Annotated in this window: 23 protein-coding genes; 21 read left to right on the top strand and 2 right to left on the bottom strand. The window is 37.7% G+C overall.

What is annotated here, in order from left to right:
• The first annotated feature begins 249 nt into the window (after window positions 1-249).
• Genes RE431_RS07700 through RE431_RS07690 form a run of 3 tightly spaced genes read left to right on the top strand, consistent with a single transcriptional unit; the run spans window position 250 to window position 4268 of the window.
• Complete coding sequence (locus RE431_RS07700; protein ID WP_309561395.1) at window positions 250-1050, top strand: 2Fe-2S iron-sulfur cluster-binding protein; 801 nt, start codon at window positions 250-252, stop codon at window positions 1048-1050.
• 27 nt (window positions 1051-1077) lie between these two features.
• Window positions 1078-2064, top strand: a complete 987-nt coding sequence (locus tag RE431_RS07695; protein ID WP_309561394.1) for an FAD binding domain-containing protein — start codon at window positions 1078-1080, stop codon at window positions 2062-2064.
• A gap of 26 nt (window positions 2065-2090) precedes the next feature.
• Window positions 2091-4268 carry a xanthine dehydrogenase family protein molybdopterin-binding subunit gene (locus RE431_RS07690; RefSeq protein ID WP_309561393.1) on the top strand — a complete coding sequence of 726 codons (2178 nt, stop codon included), beginning with the start codon at window positions 2091-2093 and terminating at the stop codon, window positions 4266-4268.
• A 33-nt stretch (window positions 4269-4301) separates the two neighbouring features.
• Here RE431_RS07690 and RE431_RS07685 read toward each other — a convergent pair whose 3' ends face one another.
• On the bottom strand, window positions 4302-5504 hold the full coding sequence (locus tag RE431_RS07685; protein ID WP_309561392.1) for an NAD(P)/FAD-dependent oxidoreductase: 1203 nt from the start codon (window positions 5502-5504) through the stop codon (window positions 4302-4304).
• A 239-nt stretch (window positions 5505-5743) separates the two neighbouring features.
• On the opposite strand from RE431_RS07685, the gene RE431_RS07680 reads away from it, so the two are divergent.
• The 14 genes from RE431_RS07680 to RE431_RS07615 all read left to right on the top strand — a co-directional run bounded on the left by RE431_RS07680 (window position 5744) and on the right by RE431_RS07615 (window position 17675).
• A complete protein-coding gene (locus RE431_RS07680; protein WP_309561391.1) occupies window positions 5744-5965 on the top strand; it encodes a CDGSH iron-sulfur domain-containing protein in 222 nt (73 codons plus the stop codon).
• Window positions 5966-6059: 94 nt separating this feature from the next.
• Window positions 6060-6524 carry a (2Fe-2S)-binding protein gene (locus tag RE431_RS07675; protein WP_309561390.1) on the top strand — a complete coding sequence of 155 codons (465 nt, stop codon included), beginning with the start codon at window positions 6060-6062 and terminating at the stop codon, window positions 6522-6524.
• Between the two features lie 28 nt (window positions 6525-6552).
• Window positions 6553-8832 (top strand): xanthine dehydrogenase family protein molybdopterin-binding subunit, encoded by a 2280-nt coding sequence (locus tag RE431_RS07670; RefSeq protein WP_309561389.1) that lies wholly within the window; start codon window positions 6553-6555, stop codon window positions 8830-8832.
• A 9-nt stretch (window positions 8833-8841) separates the two neighbouring features.
• A complete protein-coding gene (locus RE431_RS07665) occupies window positions 8842-9177 on the top strand; it encodes a winged helix-turn-helix domain-containing protein (protein ID WP_309561388.1) in 336 nt (111 codons plus the stop codon).
• A gap of 81 nt (window positions 9178-9258) precedes the next feature.
• Entirely contained in the window at window positions 9259-10413 is a 1155-nt protein-coding gene (locus RE431_RS07660) for a cysteine desulfurase family protein (RefSeq protein WP_309561387.1), read from the top strand.
• Window positions 10410-11564 carry an XdhC family protein gene (locus RE431_RS07655; protein ID WP_309561386.1) on the top strand — a complete coding sequence of 385 codons (1155 nt, stop codon included), beginning with the start codon at window positions 10410-10412 and terminating at the stop codon, window positions 11562-11564. The genes RE431_RS07660 and RE431_RS07655 overlap by 4 nt, the downstream gene beginning before the upstream one ends.
• A 24-nt stretch (window positions 11565-11588) precedes the next feature.
• Window positions 11589-12194, top strand: a complete 606-nt coding sequence (locus RE431_RS07650) for a nucleotidyltransferase family protein (RefSeq protein ID WP_309561385.1) — start codon at window positions 11589-11591, stop codon at window positions 12192-12194.
• The gene (locus RE431_RS07645; RefSeq protein WP_309561384.1) at window positions 12191-12427 is read left to right on the top strand and encodes a MoaD/ThiS family protein; all 237 of its coding nucleotides are present in this window, start codon (window positions 12191-12193) and stop codon (window positions 12425-12427) included. Before RE431_RS07650 ends, RE431_RS07645 begins: the two co-directional genes overlap by 4 nt.
• Window positions 12424-13434: a ThiF family adenylyltransferase gene (locus RE431_RS07640; RefSeq protein WP_309561383.1), complete on the top strand. Its 1011-nt coding sequence runs from the start codon at window positions 12424-12426 to the stop codon at window positions 13432-13434. Before RE431_RS07645 ends, RE431_RS07640 begins: the two co-directional genes overlap by 4 nt.
• Entirely contained in the window at window positions 13427-13870 is a 444-nt protein-coding gene (locus RE431_RS07635; protein ID WP_309561382.1) for a molybdenum cofactor biosynthesis protein MoaE, read from the top strand. The genes RE431_RS07640 and RE431_RS07635 overlap by 8 nt, the downstream gene beginning before the upstream one ends.
• A complete protein-coding gene (moaCB, locus tag RE431_RS07630; RefSeq protein WP_309561381.1) occupies window positions 13871-14767 on the top strand; it encodes a bifunctional molybdenum cofactor biosynthesis protein MoaC/MoaB in 897 nt (298 codons plus the stop codon).
• The gene (gene moaA, locus RE431_RS07625; protein WP_309561380.1) at window positions 14760-15752 is read left to right on the top strand and encodes a GTP 3',8-cyclase MoaA; all 993 of its coding nucleotides are present in this window, start codon (window positions 14760-14762) and stop codon (window positions 15750-15752) included. The genes moaCB and moaA overlap by 8 nt, the downstream gene beginning before the upstream one ends.
• Window positions 15752-16918, top strand: a complete 1167-nt coding sequence (locus tag RE431_RS07620; RefSeq protein WP_309561379.1) for a molybdopterin molybdotransferase MoeA — start codon at window positions 15752-15754, stop codon at window positions 16916-16918. The genes moaA and RE431_RS07620 overlap by 1 nt, the downstream gene beginning before the upstream one ends.
• A gap of 1 nt (window position 16919) precedes the next feature.
• Window positions 16920-17675, top strand: coding sequence for a TSUP family transporter (locus RE431_RS07615; protein ID WP_309561378.1), 756 nt, complete (start codon window positions 16920-16922; stop codon window positions 17673-17675).
• A gap of 67 nt (window positions 17676-17742) precedes the next feature.
• Here the strand turns inward: RE431_RS07615 and RE431_RS07610 are convergent, their stop codons facing one another.
• Entirely contained in the window at window positions 17743-19590 is a 1848-nt protein-coding gene (locus RE431_RS07610) for a PLP-dependent aminotransferase family protein (RefSeq protein WP_309561377.1), read from the bottom strand.
• A gap of 300 nt (window positions 19591-19890) precedes the next feature.
• On the opposite strand from RE431_RS07610, the gene RE431_RS07605 reads away from it, so the two are divergent.
• The 4 genes from RE431_RS07605 (at window position 19891) to RE431_RS07590 (ending at window position 23340) form a co-directional block, all read left to right on the top strand.
• Complete coding sequence (locus tag RE431_RS07605; RefSeq protein ID WP_309561376.1) at window positions 19891-20454, top strand: GAF domain-containing protein; 564 nt, start codon at window positions 19891-19893, stop codon at window positions 20452-20454.
• A 459-nt stretch (window positions 20455-20913) separates the two neighbouring features.
• Complete coding sequence (locus tag RE431_RS07600; RefSeq protein ID WP_309561375.1) at window positions 20914-21690, top strand: alpha/beta fold hydrolase; 777 nt, start codon at window positions 20914-20916, stop codon at window positions 21688-21690.
• Window positions 21680-22435, top strand: coding sequence for a LuxR C-terminal-related transcriptional regulator (locus RE431_RS07595; protein WP_309561374.1), 756 nt, complete (start codon window positions 21680-21682; stop codon window positions 22433-22435). Before RE431_RS07600 ends, RE431_RS07595 begins: the two co-directional genes overlap by 11 nt.
• A 101-nt stretch (window positions 22436-22536) precedes the next feature.
• Window positions 22537-23340, top strand: a complete 804-nt coding sequence (locus RE431_RS07590; protein ID WP_309561373.1) for a hypothetical protein — start codon at window positions 22537-22539, stop codon at window positions 23338-23340.
• The last annotated feature ends 251 nt before the right edge of the window (window positions 23341-23591 follow it).

Raw genomic sequence — 23591 nt, 5'->3', positions numbered from 1 at the left:
ATTCATCTTAGTTTTATGTGCTGGATTTTATCCAGATCTCATTTTTCTAAATTTCTTGTTATGGTTAATTAATTATGATAAAGATATTATCAAATCTTATAGATCAAGACTTCATTTCTGCTTGAGCTATTTCTATCAATTCAAATTTAAAACTTGAGTAACTTCAAAATTTTCACATATCTCTAACGGAAACAGCGCGCCAATTGATTTAACTTATACCCAATTAACTTCCCTATTAAATTTATAAGTATGAACGATCCGGAAAAATGGCGAGAAGATTTAGATTCAAGAGATCTTACTGAAGATGAAAAAACGATTTTCGATGAGGTTGGACTAAATGGCACCTCAAGAAGAAAGTTCCTCAAACAAATGTCGGCGGCAAGCTTAAGTATCTGGGCTTCTACCTATTTCAGCAACGAACTTTTTGCAAATACAATGAAAGACCTTCCTGAAAATCCAGAGGTTTTCTGGAATGAGATAAAAATAAATCTCCGCGTAAATGATTCGGTTAAACCATTGACAATCGATTCCAGGATGAGTTTGCTGGACGCGCTTAGAGAAAGACTGGCATTAACCGGAACAAAAAAAGGTTGTGATCACGGTCAGTGCGGAGCATGTACGGTGATGATAGACGGTAAACGTAAATTATCCTGCCTTACCCTGGCTGCAACTTGCGAAGAAAAGGAGGTCACGACAATTGAAGGTTTAGGAACCCCCGGAAATATGCACCCGATGCAGGAAGCATTTTTGAAGCATGATGGCTTTCAATGCGGATATTGTACTCCGGGACAGATATGTTCTTCAGTTGCCTTGCTGGAAGAAGCCAAAAACGGTGAAGCGAGTTATGTGACTGAAGATTTTAAAATGATCAATAAAGATCTAAAGCTTTCCGAAGAAGAGATACGCGAGAGATTATCTGGGAATATATGCCGTTGCGGTGCTTATAATAACATCGTACAGGCTTTCAAGGAAGTCCATTCCGGAGATGATGAAATGCCAACCTGGGAATTTGCTACACAGGAACAAATGGACAAAGCGAAGAATGCCTAAGCGAAAAACAGCACAAAAATTTAAAACATGAGACCATTTACATATACCGGTACAAAAACTAAAGATGAAGCCTTGCAAGCTTATTCTAAAAACTCGCATTATCTGGGCGGAGGCACAAATCTTGTTGACTTGATGAAAGAAGATGTTGAGAAACCAAATCAATTAATAGATATTAATAATCTAGATTTTGCTGAAATCTCGAAAAATGATGACGGTGGTTACAAGCTTGGAGCAATGCTGAGCAATTCTGAAACTGCCAATCATCCCGATATTAGAAAAAACTATCCATTACTTTCCATGGCGATGCTGTCTGCGGCTACTGCTCAGATTAGGAATATGGCGACAAACGGAGGAAATTTGCTGCAACGCACTCGTTGTCCCTATTTCTTTGAAACCTCCATGCCGTGTAACAAGCGTGAGCCGGGAAGTGGCTGTGGAGCAAAAGATGGGATGAACGCCCTGCACGCGATCTTTGGATACAGTGATAGTTGCATTGCTGTAAATCCTTCAGATATGAATGTTGCTTTAGCTGCAATTGGTGCCGAAGTGGAAGTTCAAAAAACCGATCTCTCCAGTAGAATGATTCCATTTTCCGATTTTCATAGATTACCTGGAGATCAGCCTGAGAAGGATACCAATCTGGAACCGGGAGAATTGATCATGGCTATTCATTTATCGAAACCAGTTTTTGCTGATCATTATTATTATCTAAAGATCAGGGAGCGCTCCAGTTACGCATTCGCGCTAATTTCTGTTGCGGCAGGAATGGAATTGAAAAGTGGAGTCATTTCAAATATTGGCCTGGCAATGGGTGGAGTAGCGCATAAACCATGGAAACTAACCAAAGCCGAAGAATTTCTGAAAGGCAAAAAGCCCGATAAGTCTAATTTTGAAAAGTCAGCGGAACTAGCGATGCAGGATGCAAAACCTTTTGAAGACAATAAATATAAAGTTGAAATGGGCAAGAAAGCAATTGTTCGCGCATTAACCCAGGCATACGAAAGAAAAGCATAGACCATACTCAAAAATCAAAACTTATTATGAAGACATTAAAGGCATCTGGAGTTGGAAAAGCTATTGATAGAGTAGAAGGTCACCTTAAAGTGACTGGAATGGCCAAATATGCTTCTGAATTTCCGATAGAAAATAAAGTTTACGCCCAGGCGATCAATAGTACGATCGCTAAGGGAGAGATCACTTCCATAGATACTTCTGAAGCTGAAAAGCTGAAAGGCGTTCTAAAAGTGATCACTTATAAAAACGCTGAAAAATTAAAGACCTTCGATAAAGAGCGTCCTGCGATTGCAACCGATACGATTGCACCGGTTTTGCAGGATAATAAAATACATTACTACGGGGAGTATGTAGGACTTGTAGTTGCTGAAACTTTTGAAATAGCTCAGCATGCGGCAAGATTGGTGAAATACACTTATAAAAAATTCTCAGATCCCGCGATTCGTTTTGATGAATTGAAATCGAAGGCATATAAACCAAATGATAAATCTGATTATTCCAGGGGAGATGTAGATAAAGGTCTTGCAGAAGCAGATATTTCAATAGATTCGGTTTACACAACACCTATTGAGCACCATCATCCTATGGAATTGCACGCGATCATTGCCTCCTGGGAAAATGGGAAGGTGACCGCGTATGCAAGCCAGCAGATGGTGGAAGATGCTACAATTGCAATTTCTGATACCTTCCAGATTCCGCAGGAAAATGTACGTGTGATCGCTTCTTATGTAGGCGGCGGATTTGGTTCCAAGCTGAATGTAGAACGTCATGCGATTCTTGGAGTTATGGCTTCCAAGATGATTGGCAGCCCCGTTCAGATTACTGTAACGAGAAACCAGATGTTTACCAATACAGGGCTTCGCCAGTTCAATGAACAACGAATGAAAATTGGAGCTAAGAATGATGGGACATTAACTGCTCTGGCTCATGAAACTATTTCGCATACTTCAACAAACATGGAGTTTCAGGAGCAATGTGGAATGGTTACCAAAATGCTTTATAAAGTTCCGAACAACAAAGTCACTCATCGATTGATTCCGATGAATTTGCAAACACCTTTTGCCATGCGTGCGCCTGGTGAGGCTACAGGAAGTTTTGCCCTGGAATCGGTTATAGATGAGATGGCCTGGAAACTGAAAATGGATCCTATCGAATTCCGCATAAAAAACGATACACAAACCGATCTTAGTAAAGATCAACCGTTTTCATCCAGATTACTCGTAGAATGCTTGCGGATTGGTGCGGAAAAGTTTGGCTGGGAGAATAGAAAGCAGGAGCCTCGAACAAATACGAATGGCAACTGGCTGATAGGTTATGGAGTGAGTGCCGCGTCTAGAAATTCACCTTATCAAAAGACCCATTCAAAAGTAATTCTAGATGCTGAAAATGGAAAAGTTCAGGCTACAATACAGATGGATGCGACCGATATCGGGACAGGAAGTTATACGATAATCGCGCAAACGGCTTCGGAATATCTTGGTATTCCGGTTGAAAATATAAACGTTGAACTGGGAGATTCAGATTTTCCTGTAACTCCGGGATCTGGTGGTTCATGGGGAGCGGCTTCTTACTGTAATGGCGCCAGGGCAGCTTGTGAGATTGCCGTAAGCGAATTGAAAAAGAAACAGAATATTGCTGAAGAGGAAGAAGTTAGTATTGCTGAACTGCTGAAGAAAAACAATCTTACAAACTATGAGGCTAAGGGTATGGCCGAGCCATCAGAAGAGTTCAAGAAACATTCGGTTTTTTCATTCGGAGCTAATTTTTCTGAAGTATGGGTTGATAAGGATACCGGGATGTGGAAGATCAAGCGCATGGTAAATGTAGGCTCTGCGGGAAGAATATTGAATCCAAAAACCGCTTATGGACAGATCATTGGCGGACTTACTATGGGTGCAGGAATGGCGATCGCAGAACAAACCAGGGTAGAACCGAATTTTGGGAATTTCATTACCCGTTCTTTTGCCGATTATCATGTACCGGTGAATCTTGATCTGGCTAATATCGATGTGATTTTCCTTCCGGAAGAAGATAAAATTGCCAACAAAATGGGAATTAAGGGGATTGGTGAACTTGGTATAACCAGTGTAGCCGGCTCTATTGCCAATGCTATTTTTAATGCAACTGGAAAACGAATGAGGGATCTGCCAATTACTCCTGAAAAATTAATAGACGCACCGCTGGAAGAAGGTGTGACAGCATAAAATTAAAAGCCCGGAATTGATCCCGGGCTTTTTTTATCTTCCGAATTTATAATATTCAAGATAATCGTGCGGTTCTTTATGGAGGATTGGTAAAATACAGTCCATTGCCATTACGCTAAAAGTGATCCCGTTGCCTCCAAACCCCAGAACATAAGATTCATTTTTATCTTCATCTGGCTTCCCGATATATGGCAACCCGTCTTTAGTTTCTCCAAATGTACCAGCCCATGAATAATCCGGGATATATTCGATTTCGGGGAAAGTTTTATTGAAAGCTTTTAAAAGTGACTTTTCTTTTTTTGGTAATAACGCATCTCTTTTTTTGGCATTTTTAAAATTCTCATCACCACCACCCATAATGATACGGTTATCTACCGTGGCCCGGAAATATAAATACGGCTCATCAGTATTCCAGAAAATATTTTTTTTAAAGGCATTCGGTAATTTTTTCAAAGATTCACTCGCCATGGCATAAGTGCTTTTAAGCTTCACCACTTCTTCATTCAAGGATTCCGTACTTTCATAACCCGTGCAGTGAATAACATGATCGCAATAGATGATACATCCGGTCTTGGTCAAAAGTTCAATACCTTTATCCAAATAATTGATCTTGTCAATTTCGGTACGATCGTATATATTCATACTCTTATCGGTACAATATTTCAGCAGGTCTTTACTTAGTTCATAGGGATCCATTACAGCTCCAGATTTTGATTTTATCCCAAGCAAGCCTTTTTTGATCCCTAGTTTTTGTAAAGCTTCTTTCTGCAATAATTGAACTTCAAAACCATATTCTTTCCGAACCTCGTATTCTTTCCGTATAAAATCCAAATCAGACTTATTGGAAGTAAAATAGATGCTATTTTTTCTTTCGAATTCACAATCACTTTTAACCTCTTTTACGATTTTTTCCAGATCAAATATCGCTTGCTCGCAATTTCTGTAGCTGCTCACTGCATTGGTATGCCCTACTTTTTCGATCAATAAGTGTAAAGGCTCATCAATTTCATATTGTAACATCGCAGTACTCGCAGCGCTACTTCCATTAAAAACGTCCCTTCGCTCCACCATCACGACCTTGAAACCTTCATTTATCAGCTTGTAGGCGATCAGAGCTCCGGTAATTCCTCCGCCAATGATGACTACCTGGGAATTGATATTTTCCTGCAAAGAAGGATAACTTGTCCCAAGGCTGTTTTTAATAAGCCAGTATGGCTCGTTGGATCTTATATCCATAAATTTAGAATTGCTTGTTGTAATAATGCTGAAAAGCAGGTGCTATAAATCGAATTTCCAGCATCAAATTCATCTAAAATTACTTCAGTAGTGCGGGCTAAAATTTTATTTGTGAGGAAATTAACTTGAATATCTCTAGCTTAAATTTGAAGAAATTCTTTAGAAGAATCAGAGCTTAAAATTTAGCTGAATTTTGAAGTTTTTGCACGTATATTCGTGTTTCAACTAAAACTAAAAAAATGAGCAAGACTAAACTTACCGTATTAAGTAACGGATCTTTAAAAGTACAAGGCGATTTTGAGATCGTAGATAAGGACGGAAATGTATACGATTTAGGCGGAAGAGAACTGGTTTCACTTTGCCGTTGTGGACTATCAACAAATAAACCTTTTTGTGACGGTTCTCACAGAAATCATTTTGAGCATGATGCTAAAGCATTTGACCTTCCTCCAAAAAAATAGTTTTCTTCCGGAAGACCTCAACAATCGCTAATTTTCTATTTTCTTAAAAATTTTAAGATTTTATCCGTAATTTAAAGGACTAAAAATTATCTCCATGGCAGAATTCAATGTAAAAATCAACGGAAAAGATCACTCTTTTGATGTGGATCCATCTACACCCATGTTATGGGTATTGAGAGATCATATGAAATTAGTGGGAACAAAATTTGGATGCGGTATCGCACAATGCGGGGCCTGTACCGTTCACTTTAATGGTTCTGCCGTAAGAAGTTGTCAGCTTCCTATTTCTGCAGCTGCAGATAATGAGATCATTACGATCGAGGGCCTTTCTGAGAAAGGAGATCATCCAGTTCAGCAAGCCTGGCTGGACGTAGATGTTCCTCAATGTGGTTATTGCCAGGCGGGACAGATCATGTCTGCCGCCGCTTTATTGAAAAGAAATCCTTCGCCAAGTGATGAGGAGATCGAAAGTGCCATGAACGGAAATATTTGCCGTTGCGGAACTTATACCCGAATTAAAGAGGCCATCAAGAAAGCTTCAAATTCTCAGATAGCATAAGCCTGATTCAATTTTAAATATTCAAGAAATGACAAAAGTAAAAACAGGATTAGGAAGAAGATCTTTTATAAAAAGTGTTGGAGTTGCTAGCGGTGGTTTGATCATTGGCTTTAACTGGATGGCATGTAAGGGACCTGAAGAAGAGGGATCTGAAGAATTGGCGATGCAAATGCCAGATGAATGGTTCGAGCTGAATGGTTACCTTAAAATTGGAGATAATGGAATTGTAACGATTTATTCACCGAACCCTGAAATTGGACAGAACGTGAAAACTTCGATGCCTATGCTGGTGGCTGAAGAACTGGATGTAGACTGGAATAATGTGATCGTTGAACAGGCACCTCTAAATACTGATGTTTTCACCAGGCAACTTGCCGGGGGAAGTCAGTCTATTCGTCAGGGATGGGAATCTTTGAGAACTGCTGGAGCAACTGCCAGACAAATGTTGCTTACTGCCGCTGCAAATCAGTGGGAAGTTCCGGTTTCTGAACTTTCCGTTGAAAATGGAATGATCAAACATGAAGGAAGCGATAAGACTATCGGTTATGGGGAGATCGCCAAAGCTGCAGCGCAGGTTGAAGTGCCTGAAGAAGTGGAATTAAAAGACAATGATAGTTTTAAGATTATAGGAACGTCCCGTAAAAATGTGGACGCCAAAAAAATTGTAACCGGTCAGCCACTTTATGGTTTGGATACTTATAAAGATGGAATGCTTATAGCGATGGTGGTTCAGCCACCTGCTTTCGGGATGGAATTTAAATCCATGGATGCCGATAGCGTTAAAGAAATGCCTGGAATTACAGATGTTTTTACCATAGATACCTATCCGGAAGATATGGAAAAGGAGTGGAGTGATGTTGGAGCATTTTCCAAACTTGTGGTGGTGGTGGGAGAATCTACCTGGCAGGTAATGCAGGCGAAAAAAGCTTTAAAGGTTGAATGGGATTTAAATCCTGAATTGACCAAAGAAGTGGAGATTTTAGAGAAATCTGCAGGAATGGAAGATGCCAGCGGACTCGAAAGTAGTAATATTCACGCCACTCTCATGGCCGATGTAGGCTCCAAAAAGTCGGAAGTTGTTCGTAAGGACGGAGAGCCTGAAAAAGCTTTTAAGAATGCTGCGAAAGTAATTGAACGTTCTTACACCTGTCCGTTTCTTGCTCATAACTGTATGGAACCAATGAACTTTTTCGCTGACGTAAGCGGCGATAAAGCCGAATTATTAGGCCCTATTCAGACTCCGGAATATGCTGAAAAAAGTATCAATAAGCGACTAGATTTTGAACTTGAAAATATAGACATACAGATGACGCGTATGGGTGGTGGTTTTGGTCGCCGTTTATATGGTCATTTCCTGGTAGAAGCAGCGGTTATTTCTCAGAAAATGGGGAAACCAATAAAATTGGTTTATACTCGTGAAGATGATATGACCAATGGAGTTTATCGCCCGGCTTACCACGTGACGTATCGGGCTGCCTTAGACGGAAATAACAATTTAACTGCTTTTCATGTGAATGCAGGTGGTATTCCGGAAAGCCCTCTTTTCGCCAATCGTTTCCCGGCCGGTGCGCTGGATAATTATTTAGCTGAAAGCTGGACACTGAATTCTAATATTTCAGTAGGTGCTTTTAGAGCTCCGCGTTCTAATTTTATTGCTGGAGCAGAGCAATCATTCCTTGACGAACTTGCTGAAGAAATGGGAAAAGACCCAATTCAGTTTAGATTGGATATGCTGGATAGAGCACAAAAAGATCCGGTAGGTGAAGAAAATGATTATGATGCAAAACGTTATGCGGGAGTACTTGAATTAGCCAGGGATAAATCTGGTTGGGAGAATGGTAATTCTACGTTGAGTCGTGGAGTTTCAGCATATTATTGTCATAATTCTTATGTAGCGCAGATCCTGGACATGTCGGTTAAGGGCAATGAACCTATTATCGATAAAGTGACTTGTGCGGTAGACTGCGGAATTGTGGTAAATCCAGATGCTGCTAAAAATATGGTTGAGGGTGGAACGATCGACGGAATAGGACATGCGCTTTATAGTGAAATGACTTTTGATGAAGGTAAGCCTCAGCAAAGCAATTTTGATAAATACAGATTGATCAGGCACAAAGAAGCACCGAAAAAAATAGATGTTCATTTTGTTGAAAATGGGATCGATCCTACGGGACTTGGTGAACCTCCATTTCCTCCGGTACAGGGTGCCCTGGCAAACGCATTATATAAAGCTACAGGTCAACGATTCTATAAACAACCTTTTATCAATCAGTTAAAAAATCCTGAAACCAGTGATCTTAAAACTTAAGATTTATAAATGAAGGAATTAAGGATCAAATGCTGGGTAGAAGATGACGGTGAAAAATTCTATGGACCCGGTCCAAATGAGTTGATCAAGAAAATTCAGAAGGAAGGTTCACTTTCCAGGGCAGCATCTGAAATGAATATGTCTTATAAGAAAGCCTGGGATTTGATTCAACGATTAAACCAACATGCTGAAAAGCCTTTGGTGATACTTAAAAAAGGCGGTTCACATGGTGGTGGAGCAGAAGTTACCGAATATGCCCGGGAAATTGTTGCTGAATATGACCAGTTGGAAAAGGAAATTGCCAGATTAATTGAAAAACAAAATTTACTGAAGGTCTTAAAATAGCTATAAAGGTCGGGGATTTGTCTTCTGCCTTTATTACATTTAAAGATCGTTATATACACGAATACATAACGCCTTAAATTAATGGCTTCAAAAAAGAAGATATATCTGGACTATAACGCAACGACTCCTACAGATTCAAGAGTGGTGCAAGCCATGTTGCCTTATTTTTCAGAAACTTTCGGTAATGCCAGTAGCGATCATGTTTTTGGTTGGGATGCTGAAGAAGCTGTGGAAAATTCTCGTGAGCAAATATCAAAATTAGTCGGTTGTAAATTTTCAGAACTCACATTTACGTCTGGAGCTACAGAGGCGGCTAATCTCGCTTTGTTCGGATTTTGCGAGAGCAACCAAAATAAAGGTAAACACATTATAACCTGTAAAACAGAGCATAATGCGATCCTTGATACAATGCTGGCACTGGAAAGCAAGGGATTTGAAGTTTCCTATCTGGATGTAAATGATGAGGGGTATATCGATCTGAAAGACTTTGAAGCCACCATCAAATCTGAAACTATTCTGGTTTGTTTGATGCTGGCGAATAACGAAACCGGATTGATACATCCTCTTAAAAATATTACAGAAATAGCCCATTCTAAAGGGGTGGCGGTGATGAGTGATATTACCCAGGCAGTCGGTAAAATTCCTTTTAATCTAAAAGATCTGGATATTGATATGGCTGTCTTTTCAGCCCATAAATTTTATGGACCTAAAGGTATCGGCGCGTTATATATCAATAAACAGCATAAAATAAGAGTTGTGGCTCACATCTTTGGCGGCGGGCAGGAACAAGGTATGCGTCCGGGAACTTTAAATGTTCCAGCCATCGTTGGATTTGGTATGGCGGCAGAAATCGCTTCTGCTGAAATGGAATCGGAATCGGTGAGATTAAATGATCTGAAAAAAGAAATGGAGACTCATTTACTTGAAATTGATGATGCCCAAATCAATTCTATAAATGCTTCTCGATTGCCTAATACTACAAATGTTAGTTTCAGAAATATAGATGGAAGTCAGTTACTTCGAAGATTGAATAAGCTTGCAGTTTCTCGTGGATCTGCCTGTTCAGCGAATACCATCAAGCCATCTCATGTATTAAAAGCTATGGGATTAAGCGACGAATTTGCCTTATCATCTCTCCGTATAAGTCTAGGAAAGGATACTTGCCAGGAAGATATCAAGTTTGCTGTTGCAGAGATCAAATCCGCGGTAAATGATTTAAAACTGGTGAAAGCATGAGAGAGCTGGATGCAATAGCGGCAAATTATGATAAGCTGAAATCTTCGGGGACAGATGCTGTATTGGCTACCGTTGTTCATGTGGAAGGATCATCTTATCGTAGAGCCGGTGCAAGAATGCTGGTTGATGAATTTGGGAATATTACCGGTGCCATCAGTGGTGGTTGTCTGGAAGGGGATGCACTGAGAAAGGCACTTCATGCGATGCACCATAAAAAAAATAAATTGGTTACCTACGATACCAGCGACGAAGATGATGCTTTTATAGGTGCACAATTAGGTTGTAATGGGATCATCCAGGTCTTGTTCGAGTTTCTCGATTATTCAGATTCTAATAATCCATGTGAATTGCTGAAAAATGTTATTGCTACAGATCTAAAACAAGCGATCGTAGTTCAGTTCAATTTAGATAAAACTAAGGAGCAAGCAGGTACAAAAATGATCCTTGACAAAGAGTCAAAAATAATAGGCAAAAAGGCACAGAATGAATTACTTGAGGTAATAGTAAATCAGGGTAAATCAGTATTAGAGGATAATAGACCACATTTTTCTGAAGTGAAATTATCGAATAAAACACAGCATATTTTTATCCAGAATTATAATCCACCGATAAAACTCATCATCGTTGGTGCTGGAAATGATGCCCAGATTCTGGCAACACAAGCAGAGTTGCTTGGCTGGAATGTGATCGTTACCGATGGCAGACCTACTCACGCCAATAAGGATCGTTTTACCAGCTCTTGCCAGGTAATCGTGACCAGGCCGGAAGACACTCTGGCAAATATCAGGATTGATGAGCGCAGTTGTTTTGTACTGATGAGCCATAACTACAATTATGACCTCGCGGTACTAAAACTTCTTTTGAATGAAAATCAGGTTCCATATATCGGGATTTTGGGTCCACTAAAGAAATATCAAAGAATGCAGGATGATTTGAAAACTGAAGAAATCAGGTTGAGCGAAGATAATTTGAAAAAGATCCATGCTCCTGTCGGGTTAGAAATTGGTGCTGAAACTCCGGCGGAGATCGGACTTTCAATTCTGGCAGAAATTCAATCTGTACTCATGAACAAAGAAGCTAGACCTTTAAAAGAAAAGAATGAACCAATTCACGATAAGAATGAATTTCGATTTAAAAAAGTAATTGCCTAGAGCTGAATTTAAAATAGTATTTAATTGATTGGAAATAAAAAAATTGGAATTGTTATTCTGGCGGCGGGAGCTTCCAGCCGACTTGGATTTCCGAAGCAATTGGTGAAATTTAAGGGTAAAGTATTGTTGCAAAATATAATAGACCTGGCAGATTCATTTGATTTTAAAACCAAAATTCTGGTGCTTGGAGCTAATGAAAAAGAGATCAGAGAACAAATAGATATAAAAGAATTCGATACTGTTTCAAATGAAAACTGGCAAGAAGGAATGGGTTCAAGTATCCGTTCTGGTCTGGAACGAGCTTTAAAGCTTCAGCCGGAGTTGGAGCATTTGATGATCTTATTATCTGATCAACCTTTGGTTACAAGGGAACAAATTCAGCAGCTGGTAAATGTGCAGATCAAAAATAATGTTCAGGCTGCATTTTCAGAATATGAAGGAGAAACCGGAGTTCCAGCGATATTTTCAAAGGAATTATTTCCGCAGTTATTAAAATTGGACGGAGACCAGGGAGCAAAGAAATTGATCTTTATATCAGATCTTAAATACGAAACTGTAAGGTTTGAAGGTGGAAAATTTGATGTGGATACTCAGGCAGATGTGGAATTACTTAAAGATTTAGAAAAATGAAACTCAATATAAAATATTTTGGAATCATCGCTGAAGCGGCCGGAAAGACCGAAGAAGTTCTTGAGGTTTCCGATGAAGTTAGTCTGGACGAATTAAAACAAGAACGAGTTCAGAATTATAAAATTCAGGATCCAGATTCGATTCAACTCGCTGTAAATCATGAATTAAAATTTAACATAAAATTAAAGGATGGCGATGAGATCGCTTTTTTACCGCCATTTGCAGGAGGATGAGATACGACCGACAAATAAAATTAAATGAAGTTGGAGCTTCCGGACAGGAAAAACTCCGCCAGGCTAGCGTTTTGATCGTTGGTGTTGGTGGTTTAGGATGTCCTGCTGCTCAATTTCTAGTCGGTGCCGGTATTGGTAGAATCGGGCTGATAGATTATGATAGGGTTTCGCTTTCAAATTTGCACAGGCAGGTTCTATTTTCTGAAGAAGATCTGGGAAAACCTAAAGTGCATGTTGCTAAACATAAACTTCAGCAACTTAATTCAGAGGTAGAAATTGATATTTTCGAAGAACCTTTGAGTATTGAAAATGCTGAAAATCTTTTTCAGATGTACGATATCATTCTGGACGGGACTGATAATTTTGAAACCAAATACCTGATAAACGATGCCTGTATCCTGGCTGAAAAGCCCTGGGTATACGCCTCTATTTATAAGAATGAAGGTCAAATCTCAGTATTTAATTATCAGGATGGACCTAGTTACCGCTGTTTATTTCCGCAAACCACCCGACAGAACATTAGTTGTGAAGAAACTGGCGTGTTAGGTGTAACACCGGGTATTTTGGGAACAATGCAGGCGGCGGAAGTTCTAAAAATAATCCTCGGAGCTGGCACAATTTTGTCTGGAAACCTAAAACTTATCAATATTCTAAGTGGTAAGGATCAGATTCTCAAAATTTCAAAGCGAACTGAAGAGATCGAAAAGATCAAAAATCAAGGTATTATTCCGGTTAGTATTCATTGCAGGATCTCAGATGAAACAAAACTATACCTTGATATTAGGGAAATATTTGAACAACCAAGAATCTCTTCAGATAGAGTGCTTCAAATTCCGTTAAGTGAACTGGAAGATCGCCTGGAAGAAATTCCGAAGCAGGAAGACATATTGGTATTTTGTCAGTCAGGGAAAAGAAGTAAAAAAGTAGTGGATTTATTAAAAGCAGAATTCAATTTTAACAACCTTAAAAATGTTGAAGGAGGAGTAGAAACAATTATTGATGGATAAGAAGAAACCGAAAAAAGTATTTGTACAAGGTGCAATTCCACCGGAAAAGATCGCGAATTCTATTGCGAATCACCAGTCCAAGACTAATATTGGTGCTCACAGCATTTTTCTAGGGCAGATAAGAGCTGACGAGATCGATGGAAAAATAGTGACCGCGATAGATTATTCAGCCTATGAGGAAATGGCGGAAAAAGTTTTTCATGAGATCAGGGAATCGGCATTTTCGAAATTCGATATGACCTGTTGCCATATTTATCATAGCCTTGGGAAAGTGAAGACCGGAGAGATATGCCTTTTTGTATTCACCTCTTCGGCACATCGTAAGGTCGCTATCGAGGCCTGTAATTACCTGGTAGAAGAGATCAAGGCGAAAGTACCAGTTTTTGGAAAAGAGATTTTTGAAGATCGAACACATCAATGGAAAGTAAATAAATAGATGGTAGATATTACCCATAAAATTACGACACTGCGCGAAGCGACGGCGATAGCCATTGTCAAAACGAGTAGTGAAGAAACGATAAAACGGATCAGGGAAAATACGGTTCCTAAAGGAAATGTATTCGAAATGGCCAAAGCTGCCGGACTACTTGGAGTTAAGAAAACTCCGGAATTGTTACCGGATTGCCATCCCTTACCAATTGAATATACCGGCATCGATTATGAGATCAACGGACTGGATATCAAAATTTCGGTTACGGTCAAGACGATCTATAAAACCGGGGTTGAGGTTGAAGCCATGCATGGAGCGAGTATAGTAGCTTTGACCATGTATGATATGCTAAAGCCAATTGATAAGCATGTTGAAATTGGAACCATCAAACTGGAAAAGAAGCGAGGAGGAAAGTCTTCTTTCAGAATAAATTCTGAAGGCTTATTAGCTCAGATCGTCGTGTGTTCCGATACTATTTCTGCTGGTAAAGGCGAAGACAAAGCAGGGAAAGCAATTGCTGAAAAACTGAATAACTTAGGTGTTAGTTCAGAAATCAAGATCATTCCCGATGATGCCGAGCAGATCCTTTCAGTTTTAAATGTATCTGAGGCGGATATTCTAATTTATACTGGAGGAACCGGGGTTGGACCACGCGATGTTACTCCGGAAACGATTCTGCCATTGCTTGATCTTCAGCTAAAAGGGGTAGAGGAGCAAATGAGGAATTACGGTCAAAATCGGATGCCTTATGCGATGCTATCCCGATCTGTCGCAGGATTGAAAAACGGAAAAGTAGTACTGGCATTACCAGGTTCTACGAAAGGCGCTGCGGAATGTATGGATGCAATTTTCCCACACGTTCTGCACGTTTTTAAAGTGATAGAAGGAAAAAGACATGATTGAAGAGAAAAAGAGAATAGTAGATAACTTCGGAAGGCCACATACCTATCTCAGGATTTCACTGACAGACAGGTGCAATCTTCGTTGTTTTTACTGCATGCCGGAAGATGGAATTCAGTTGATCGATAAGCCGAATATCATGAGCCTGGAAGAGATCATTGAACTCGCCACCAATTTCCGTGATCTGGGGGTTGATACTATTAGGCTAACTGGAGGTGAGCCATTGGTTCGGAAGAATTTTGGGTACCTCGTAGAGGAACTGGCAAAACTTGGAGTAACGCTGAAAATTACCACTAACGGAATCGTTCTGGATAAGTATCTGGAATTGTTCCAAAAGATCGGGCTTAAAAAGATCAATTTAAGCCTGGACACTTTGGACAAAGCAAGATCTGTATTTATCACAAAACGCGATTATTTCGATAGAATTATGAAAAATCTCGAAATGGCGCTGGAAATGGATATGCAGGTAAAACTGAATATTGTTTTGATAAAGGGTGTGAACGATAAGGAGATCAACGATTTTATTCAGCTAACCAAACATAAAAATCTTACCGTCAAGTTCATCGAATTTATGCCCTTCAAAGGCAATAAATGGGATTGGAGCAAGGGCGTTGGGAAAGATGAAATTCTGAATACTATTTCAGATCGATTTGGCGAGATTCAGGAACTGGAAAACCCCAAACATAGTACCTCCACTAATTTTACAATTCCAGGACATGTTGGAAATTTTGCCATTGTAAGTACGATTACAAATCCGTTTTGCAGTGAATGTAATAGAATTCGGGTTACAGCTGATGGGAAAATGAAGAATTGCCTTTTTGCAAATTCTGAAACCGATTTGCTTACGCCGCTTCGAAAAGGCGAGAAAATGGATGATATCATCATGAATTCAATCAAAACAAAGAAATACTCACGTGACGGAATGGATGTAAAAATGGATGCCGACCATTATGAGCAGAATCGTTCCATGATTTCAATAGGAGGCTAATGGTTAGCATTGAAGAAGCTTTAAAGATCCTAAATGATCAGGAAATTGAATTACGAACCGAAACTCGCGATCTGGAGAATAGCCTCGGTTATGTGTTGGCTGAAGAAATTAGCGCTCCCTTTGATATGCCTTCTTTTGATAATTCAGCTATGGACGGTTACGCTTTATGCGGAATCTCTATGGATTACCAAATTATTGGAGAAGTCGCTGCTGGGGATAACAGTAAGATTGTACTAAAGGAAGGACAGGCGGTAAGAATTTTTACTGGAGCTAAAATTCCTGAAGGTGCTACTGCAGTCATAATGCAGGAGAAAACTAAGGCGGAAAGAGACCAACTTAGACTTGATCAGGAACCAAAACCGGGTCAGAGTATTCGAAAACAAGGGGGCGAATTACACAAAGGGCAATTGGTCTTTGAAAAAAACTATAGAATAACTCCTGCAGGTATTGGTATGATAGGAGCCCTTGGAATTCAAAATTTGAAAGTCTATTCAAAACCTAAGATCAACCTCATCACAACTGGAAATGAATTGATCTCGCCAGGTCAGGATAAAAAAGAAGGACAGATCTATGAATCTAACAGTTACGCATTGACTGCTGCAGCTAAGAAATACGGATTTGAAGTTTCTGACAGGTTACAGATCGAGGATGATTTTGAGGCTATCAAAACAGAGATAATGAAGTCTCTGGAAGAAACCGATGTTTTGATTTTATCCGGTGGTATTTCAGTTGGGGATTATGATTTTGTAAAACAGGCGCTCGAAGAGAATGGAGTAGTACAACAGTTTTATAAAGTTTTTCAGAAGCCTGGGAAGCCGCTCTATTTTGGAAGAAAGGATGAGAAATATGTATTTGCTTTACCTGGAAATCCTGCGTCTTCTTTAAGCTGCTTTTATATATATGTGCTTCCATTCCTGCAGAAATTAAGCGGTATCAAGAATTCAGGACTGGAAACTTATTCGTTTCCTATTTCTCATAGTTTTGAAAATCGTGCCGATAGGCCTTCATTTTTAAAAGCTAAGATTGAAAACGGAAAAGTTGAGATTCTAGATGGCCAGGGATCGTCTATGATCCAGTCGATGGCATTAGGAAATGCATTAGCTTTTATAGACGCAGAGACGAAACTCAATGAGGGTGATCAGATCAAATGTTATTTAATCTCCTGAAATGCTGTTAGAATACCTCCCGTTCATTTTTTTCTTTATTGCACTTTTTTATAGTTCGGTAGGTTTTGGAGGTGGTTCCAGCTACCTGGCAATCTTAAGCCTGGTACTTACCGATTTTTACGAAATTCGTTCCACGGCATTAGTGCTTAATATTTGCGTGGTCACAATCGGAACGATAATTTTTATCAAAAATGGAGTTTTGAAACCGAAGATCATCTGGCCCTTTTTTGTTCTGAGCATACCGCTGGCTTACCTGGGAGCAATGGTCCAACTTTCCCAATCAATATTTTTTCTAATTCTTGGAGGAGCATTGATCCTCGCAGGATTCTTTATGATACTGAAATTTGTCAATAGTAAATTAGAAGCTATCGAATTTTCGAATCCCAAAAAGTTTCTACTGGGAGGAAGCATAGGCTTACTTTCTGGAATTTCAGGAATTGGAGGTGGAATCTTTTTATCTCCGGTACTTAATCTTTTAAAATGGAAAGATCCCAGGGTGATTGCTTCGCTGGCTTCAGTTTTTATCCTGGTTAATTCTATCGCCGGACTCATAGGCCTAAATGTTGCCGGTACTTTTCATCTGGATTATGATCTCGTTTTTAAACTGATCATAGCCGTAGTTCTTGGTGGTAGTCTTGGATCTTATTTATCTAACAAAAAATTCAACTTAAAATTTCTGGGGATATTAACTGCAATATTGGTTTTTTACGTTGGCTTAAGATTGATCCTTCAATATAGGTTTGGAGTGAGAATCTAGGACCAGTTGATCTATTGAAAAAACAAGGCCAGATGTTTCATCTGGCCTTTATAAGAATTTGCCTAGTTTACTTAATCTTTTCTACAAAGTCAGCAAAAACCTGTTTGTGTAATTCGAGATCAAGATCTGGTGAAGCCGAAACACGAGCGATATAATCTTTGTCATCTTCTTTAGTGGTTCCCTGTGTAGAGGTTGCCGGGATCGTCCAATAGCATCCTTTTAACTGCCCGTAACTCACACAATATTTACTTTCATTCGGTATCCTGGTGATCATCATATCTATCAGCTTATGGTTAAGCTCTCTTTTATAAGCTTCTCTTTCTTCAGCAGTTTTTCCTTTTGTAGGAAGATCTAGTGAGAATACAGAAGGGGTGAAGTCCTGTTCAGCCAGCTCTTCAGAAACAAAATTGATCTTAGCTTCGGGTAAAGTGGTTTCTATAAAATTGACGAACTCACGAGCATTTTTATAAGCATCTTTGATCCTTTGATTCATGGAAGGCAACTGTTCAGATAGAATCTCAACCTGAAGTGCTGTGGCTTCATTATCACAAAGTATCAAATGCTTTTCGATATTTCCCATTAATGCTTCCGCCTTTTTATTAGCGACGCAATATCCTGCAGTACATCTTCCTCCACTTGGGAATTTGGATCCACTCACATAAGAAATAGTTCTAATCGAAGATAGAATACCATTTTCACCACAGAACTGAACATTAGGACAAAAGGTTTGATCCAGTATAAAAACCGGGTCTATCGCGATTTCTCCTGAATCTGTATTACGCGGTTTACTTAGAACTTCCCGTAATGGATCCAGATCTGGAACTTCAACTCTTGGATTGGTTGGAATTTCAGCAATTATATAGGGAACTGCATTTTCCTGAGCAACCTGGTCAAGAACCTTATCGGTACTTTGAACCATATCATTATTGCCATCTACAGGCAGATCCAGAATTTCAACATTTTCCAGGCAGGCAGCAACACGCCTGGCCTGATCGTTCGTTCCACCATAACAATTTGGTGGTACAATGATCTTTACATTCTTACCCGGATGTTGCTCAATTGCTTCTTCAATTAGGCCCATCATAATGGCATACTGAATAGATAATCCGCAAGAACCAAGCAGGACTTTGGAAGAAGTTGCGGTAATATCCTTAACCAATTCCTTAACCTTAGACTTATTGGATTTATTATCATCTGCCAGGTGATTATTGATAGAACTCCCCGTTAGATCTTGTAATAGTTCAAAGCAATCTGCAGGAGTCATTGCTACTGTCTCCCTTCTTCTTACATGTTGAATATCTGAAACATATTCTTCATTTTTTTCGCCATTCACCACTAAAACGCTTCCTAATTCTGAGTGAAGGCTGACCATGAAATCGGTATTTGAATTGAGATCAAGATCGAAAAGCTTTTCATCAGAAGAAATAAAGATAGTACTACCATCAAACTCAGTGAAATCTTTTTTATTTTCTACCTGAACTAATTCAAATTGATAACCGTACACCTGCTTTAGGGCTTGAAAATCGTAACAATCCGGTAATTTATCGGTATATGCGATTCGAGTATTTTTCTTGTCGAATAAATTTTTTCTAAGAACGGCAAGAACAGGCATTGTTCTGGAAGAAAAACTAATTACACTTTCCGGTTTGATATTATTTGATTTGGCAATTCCCCATTCCAGAACACTGGACAATGGATGTCCTAATCGAATATAATCATAGGCAGTAGGCAATTTTTTCAAGTCCGATCTTTCAGAGTTCTGATTAGCATACATGCTTTCGAACTGATGAAGAAATTCGGTTTTAGCAAGTTCTTCATTATAAATATCCAGCCTGTGAGTAGTTAGTTTAATCCAGTCTTCCGGCAAATTACCCAGTACATTCTTTATATATTCAGTGATATTTGACTCTTTCATTATCTATTTTTTAGATCGGCGGGAATATAAGGAATTGGGATGTTTAAATAGGAATTGCAAAGAATTTTATTACTGGTAGTTAAATGATAATTTAAATTGAAACTCTAGTATGAAAAGCCTAAAAATAAGTAAACTGAGTTATAGAAATATACTTAATTAGAAAAGTTGACGAAAAACTTCTCAAACTGTTCATAATATTTTACTAAACCTTTAAAGTCAAGTTAAAACCTGTTTTCAATAAATAAAAAAGCTAAATTTTTCTTTTATTTCACCGAGAAATTCACGGCATAAAAATTTTAAATGAAAACACCTGAAAAACCTGAAAACGAAAATTCAAGGTTGAGAGCTGTAAGGCAACTTGGCATGCTGGATAAATTATCGCAGGAAACTTATGACAATATCACGGCACTAGCTCAGGAAATATGCGAATCTCCTGTAGCCCTATTAACAATATTGGATGATAAAATACAATGGTTTAAATCTAAAAAAGGATTTGATCTTAATCAAACAGACAGGGATATTTCATTTTGTGGTCATGCTATTTTGAATCCAAAGGAAATATTCGAGGTAGCCGATACCTTCAAAGACTCTAGGTTTAGTGATAATCCATTGGTGACATTTGAAGGTTATAGCGTTAGAGCCTATGCCGGAGTTCCTATTCTAAGTGCGGATGGGCACGCTTTGGGAACTCTCTGTGTAATTAATCAAAAACCGAAAAAATTAAGTCTTAAGCAACGAAAATCCTTAATTGCATTGGGAAGGCAGGTTGAAATTCTTTATGAATTTAATTTGAAAAGCATTGAGCTGGCAAATCTTAAAGAAGAAATTGCCAGGAATGATAAAAATTCTAGACCATCTAAATAATTAATTGTAGGATTATGCTTATTTAATCTAATAAGCAACTTCATTTTGCTAATATTTAATTTTACTGAATTATTCTAATTACTTCCCAATACAGAAATTAAAAACCATTGAATTTACTGGTGCCTGGAGGCTGGTGCGGTACAAATGAGGTACAAAAGCCGAAATTCAGATTAAATTTCTGAATTTTTGATTATAAGGATTTCTTTGAATCGGATTCTAAATTTATTAAACAATTTCTTTTGCTGAATTTTTCAGGTGCGACCACGATATTCTCCTCCAAAATTAACCTTACCATTCTCCAGAAAGTTCAGATGATTTACAACTTTCATCAATTAATTCTACCTGGCTAGATTTTTCAAAATTACAATAACTTAATTCGATTCAACTTTTAAACCTTAACCTAATTTTTCTTATATTTCACAATATCAATAACTTACGGTTTTAAAATAAACTCATCTAATGATATATACTCAATCAAATGGGATAAATCTAGATAATAAAGTATTGAATTTGGTTTTTATTCATGGAAATTCCATGAATTCCGATTTATTCATGCCTCAATTAAAATCTAGAGAATTTAAAGATTATAACTGTATTGCCTTGGATCTTCCCGGGCATGGAAAATCAGATAAATCTGAAAGTTATTCAATATCAGTAATCGTTGAAAAAGTTTCAGAAAAATTATCTGAACTAAAGAGATTTATACTGGTCGGACATTCACTTGGAGGTCAGATTGCTATTCATCTATTGGAAAAATATCCTAATCAATGCAAAGGCATTGTATTAATTGGCACACCACCGTTGGATCCAAATTTTCATATTTCAGATATCTACAATCTTAATTCATCATCACAATTATTACTGCAAAAAGATCTGAAAGACGATGAAATCTTCTCTTTACAAAAATTCTTATATCCTAAGGTAGATAAATGGACAGAAACAATAACCAAGTCATTAGTCTCCACAGATTCTGAGTTTAGAATTGGATACGGATCATCTTTAATGGATTTAAAGAATTTGAATGAAGTTAAAATTTTAGATCAATTCAAAGGCTATGTACAAGTCATAGTAGGGGAAAAAGATTCATTATTGAAAATTTCATATTTAAAAAAAGTCTGTACTAGTTTATGTACGGGATTAAATATTATTGATGATTGTGGACATTTCCCACATCTAGAAAAACCTGAAATAATAAATCAGCTCATACTTTCTCAAATACATCAAATTGAAAAATAATTTTCAAAAATATGACATACTAGAATTTTGTAATGAGATTGCAGATTTTCATGGAAAGCCTTTGGTTAAAGATGAATATCTGGACCTAGAAAAATTTCCATTGCAGGAGAAGCAATGTATCTATATTTTGAACTGGTCATTACCAGCTATAACTTATACTCGTGGAGTGAAAGATTTATTAGGATATACTGATAATGAATTTACACTTAATGTAGCATTAACAAATATTCATCCTGATGATTTAGACTTAGCTAACAGAATAACAAGGGCCACCGTTAGTCACTGTTGTAAACATGGAAATTCAAGAGACTCATATTTAAATGTTACTTATAGAATCAAAAGAAAGGATGGAATATTTATAAAAGTGCTTCGACAGTCAGGATTATATTTAGGAGATGAAAACAATAATCTAATTTCTAATTATTCCGTGCTTACAGATATTTCATTTATGAATTATGGAAACACTGTTGACTGGGAAATTAAAGCGAATGAATTAAATACAAAAAATTTTCATAGCGAGATTTATAAAGAGTTCAGCACCTTATTTTCAAAAAGAGAAAAAGAAATTATCTTACAAATTCATGATGGTCTAAGTAATTCAGACATCTCTAAAAAACTTAATTTAAGTCCACATACTGTAAGTACCCACCGAAAGAATATACTTCGCAAATCGAATTGTAATTCAAAAGAATCTCTCATATTCTTCTGTATAAGAAACGGGGTAATTCAATCATCTAAATTTTAACAAAAAATACCCTAATGAGGGTATTTTTAATATAGGTACATAAACTTAAATTAGATTTCTAATATTCTGATTTTTAATTGCTAACCATAAATAATAATATTATGAATATCAGGAATCGTCTTTTAATAGTTTTTATGTTTTCAGCATTAGCTGGTTGTCAAAGAGAAGAACTTGACATTAATTTTGCTGAAAAACCATCTAAAATTGAAAATATAGCATATTCAATTTCTCAAAATAAAAGTTCTCAAGATGGAATTGCAATTGGTATGTATACTTCAATTGAGCAAGCTATTAATAACTGTACGGATTACACCATAAATCCTTATGAGGTTAATTCCTCAAATATTGACGGAGCAATCAATCCAGACATTGGATTAGGATCATATTACGGTTTAAGATTTAGAGATGTTAGTCCTGATAATAGTGGAATCAAGTTTACAATAAGATCATCCCAAGGCGAGGTAGTATATGAGAAAATATCATACAACACATCATATGAGTGGGTAATTTTTGCTGCAAACCAATTAGTCTTTATCAATGCATCTCCCGTTATACCAGGTCCACATATAGATTTGACTAGCTTTTTTAGGTCCACATGTGAATTCAATCAGACCGCCGATACTGATGGAGACGGTATTTATGATGATTTAGACCCTGTAGTAAACTCAAATTACGAATCAACAATTATAATCGATGAATGTGATTCGGGCATAGATAATTTTGAATTTGGTGATGGTTATACTTTTGCTGATAAGGTTGATGAATTAGAAAATGATGAATATAAAAACCATGGTCAATTTGTAAAAATTGTATCACAATATTTGAATGATTTGATTGAAGAAGGTTTTATTACAGAAGCTGATAAAAATTCACTGATGGCATGTACGGGAAGTTCAGATATATAATTACTTTTTAAATCAAAAAACTCCTCAAAGGATTTCAGCTGAAATTTTATATCGTAATATTAAACTGCAATCTTAATTTTTCTGTTAATGAAAGCCTTAAACTTAAGTGTGTAACTCTTAATATTCTCAGGAAATTACAATTTTTCTAAGTAAGATAATCATTTTACCAATTGCTGGCAGAATGTTTCTAACAGTTCTATGGTCAGTGCTAAAAGAGGAAACGCTTGCAATAATCCAAAATCTCTAAAGGT

The organism is Christiangramia sediminicola (genome assembly GCF_031344135.1).
Lineage (GTDB): Bacteria > Bacteroidota > Bacteroidia > Flavobacteriales > Flavobacteriaceae > Christiangramia > Christiangramia sediminicola.
Note: the sequence above shows the minus strand (reverse complement) of the source record. Positions and strands in the feature narration are given on the sequence as shown.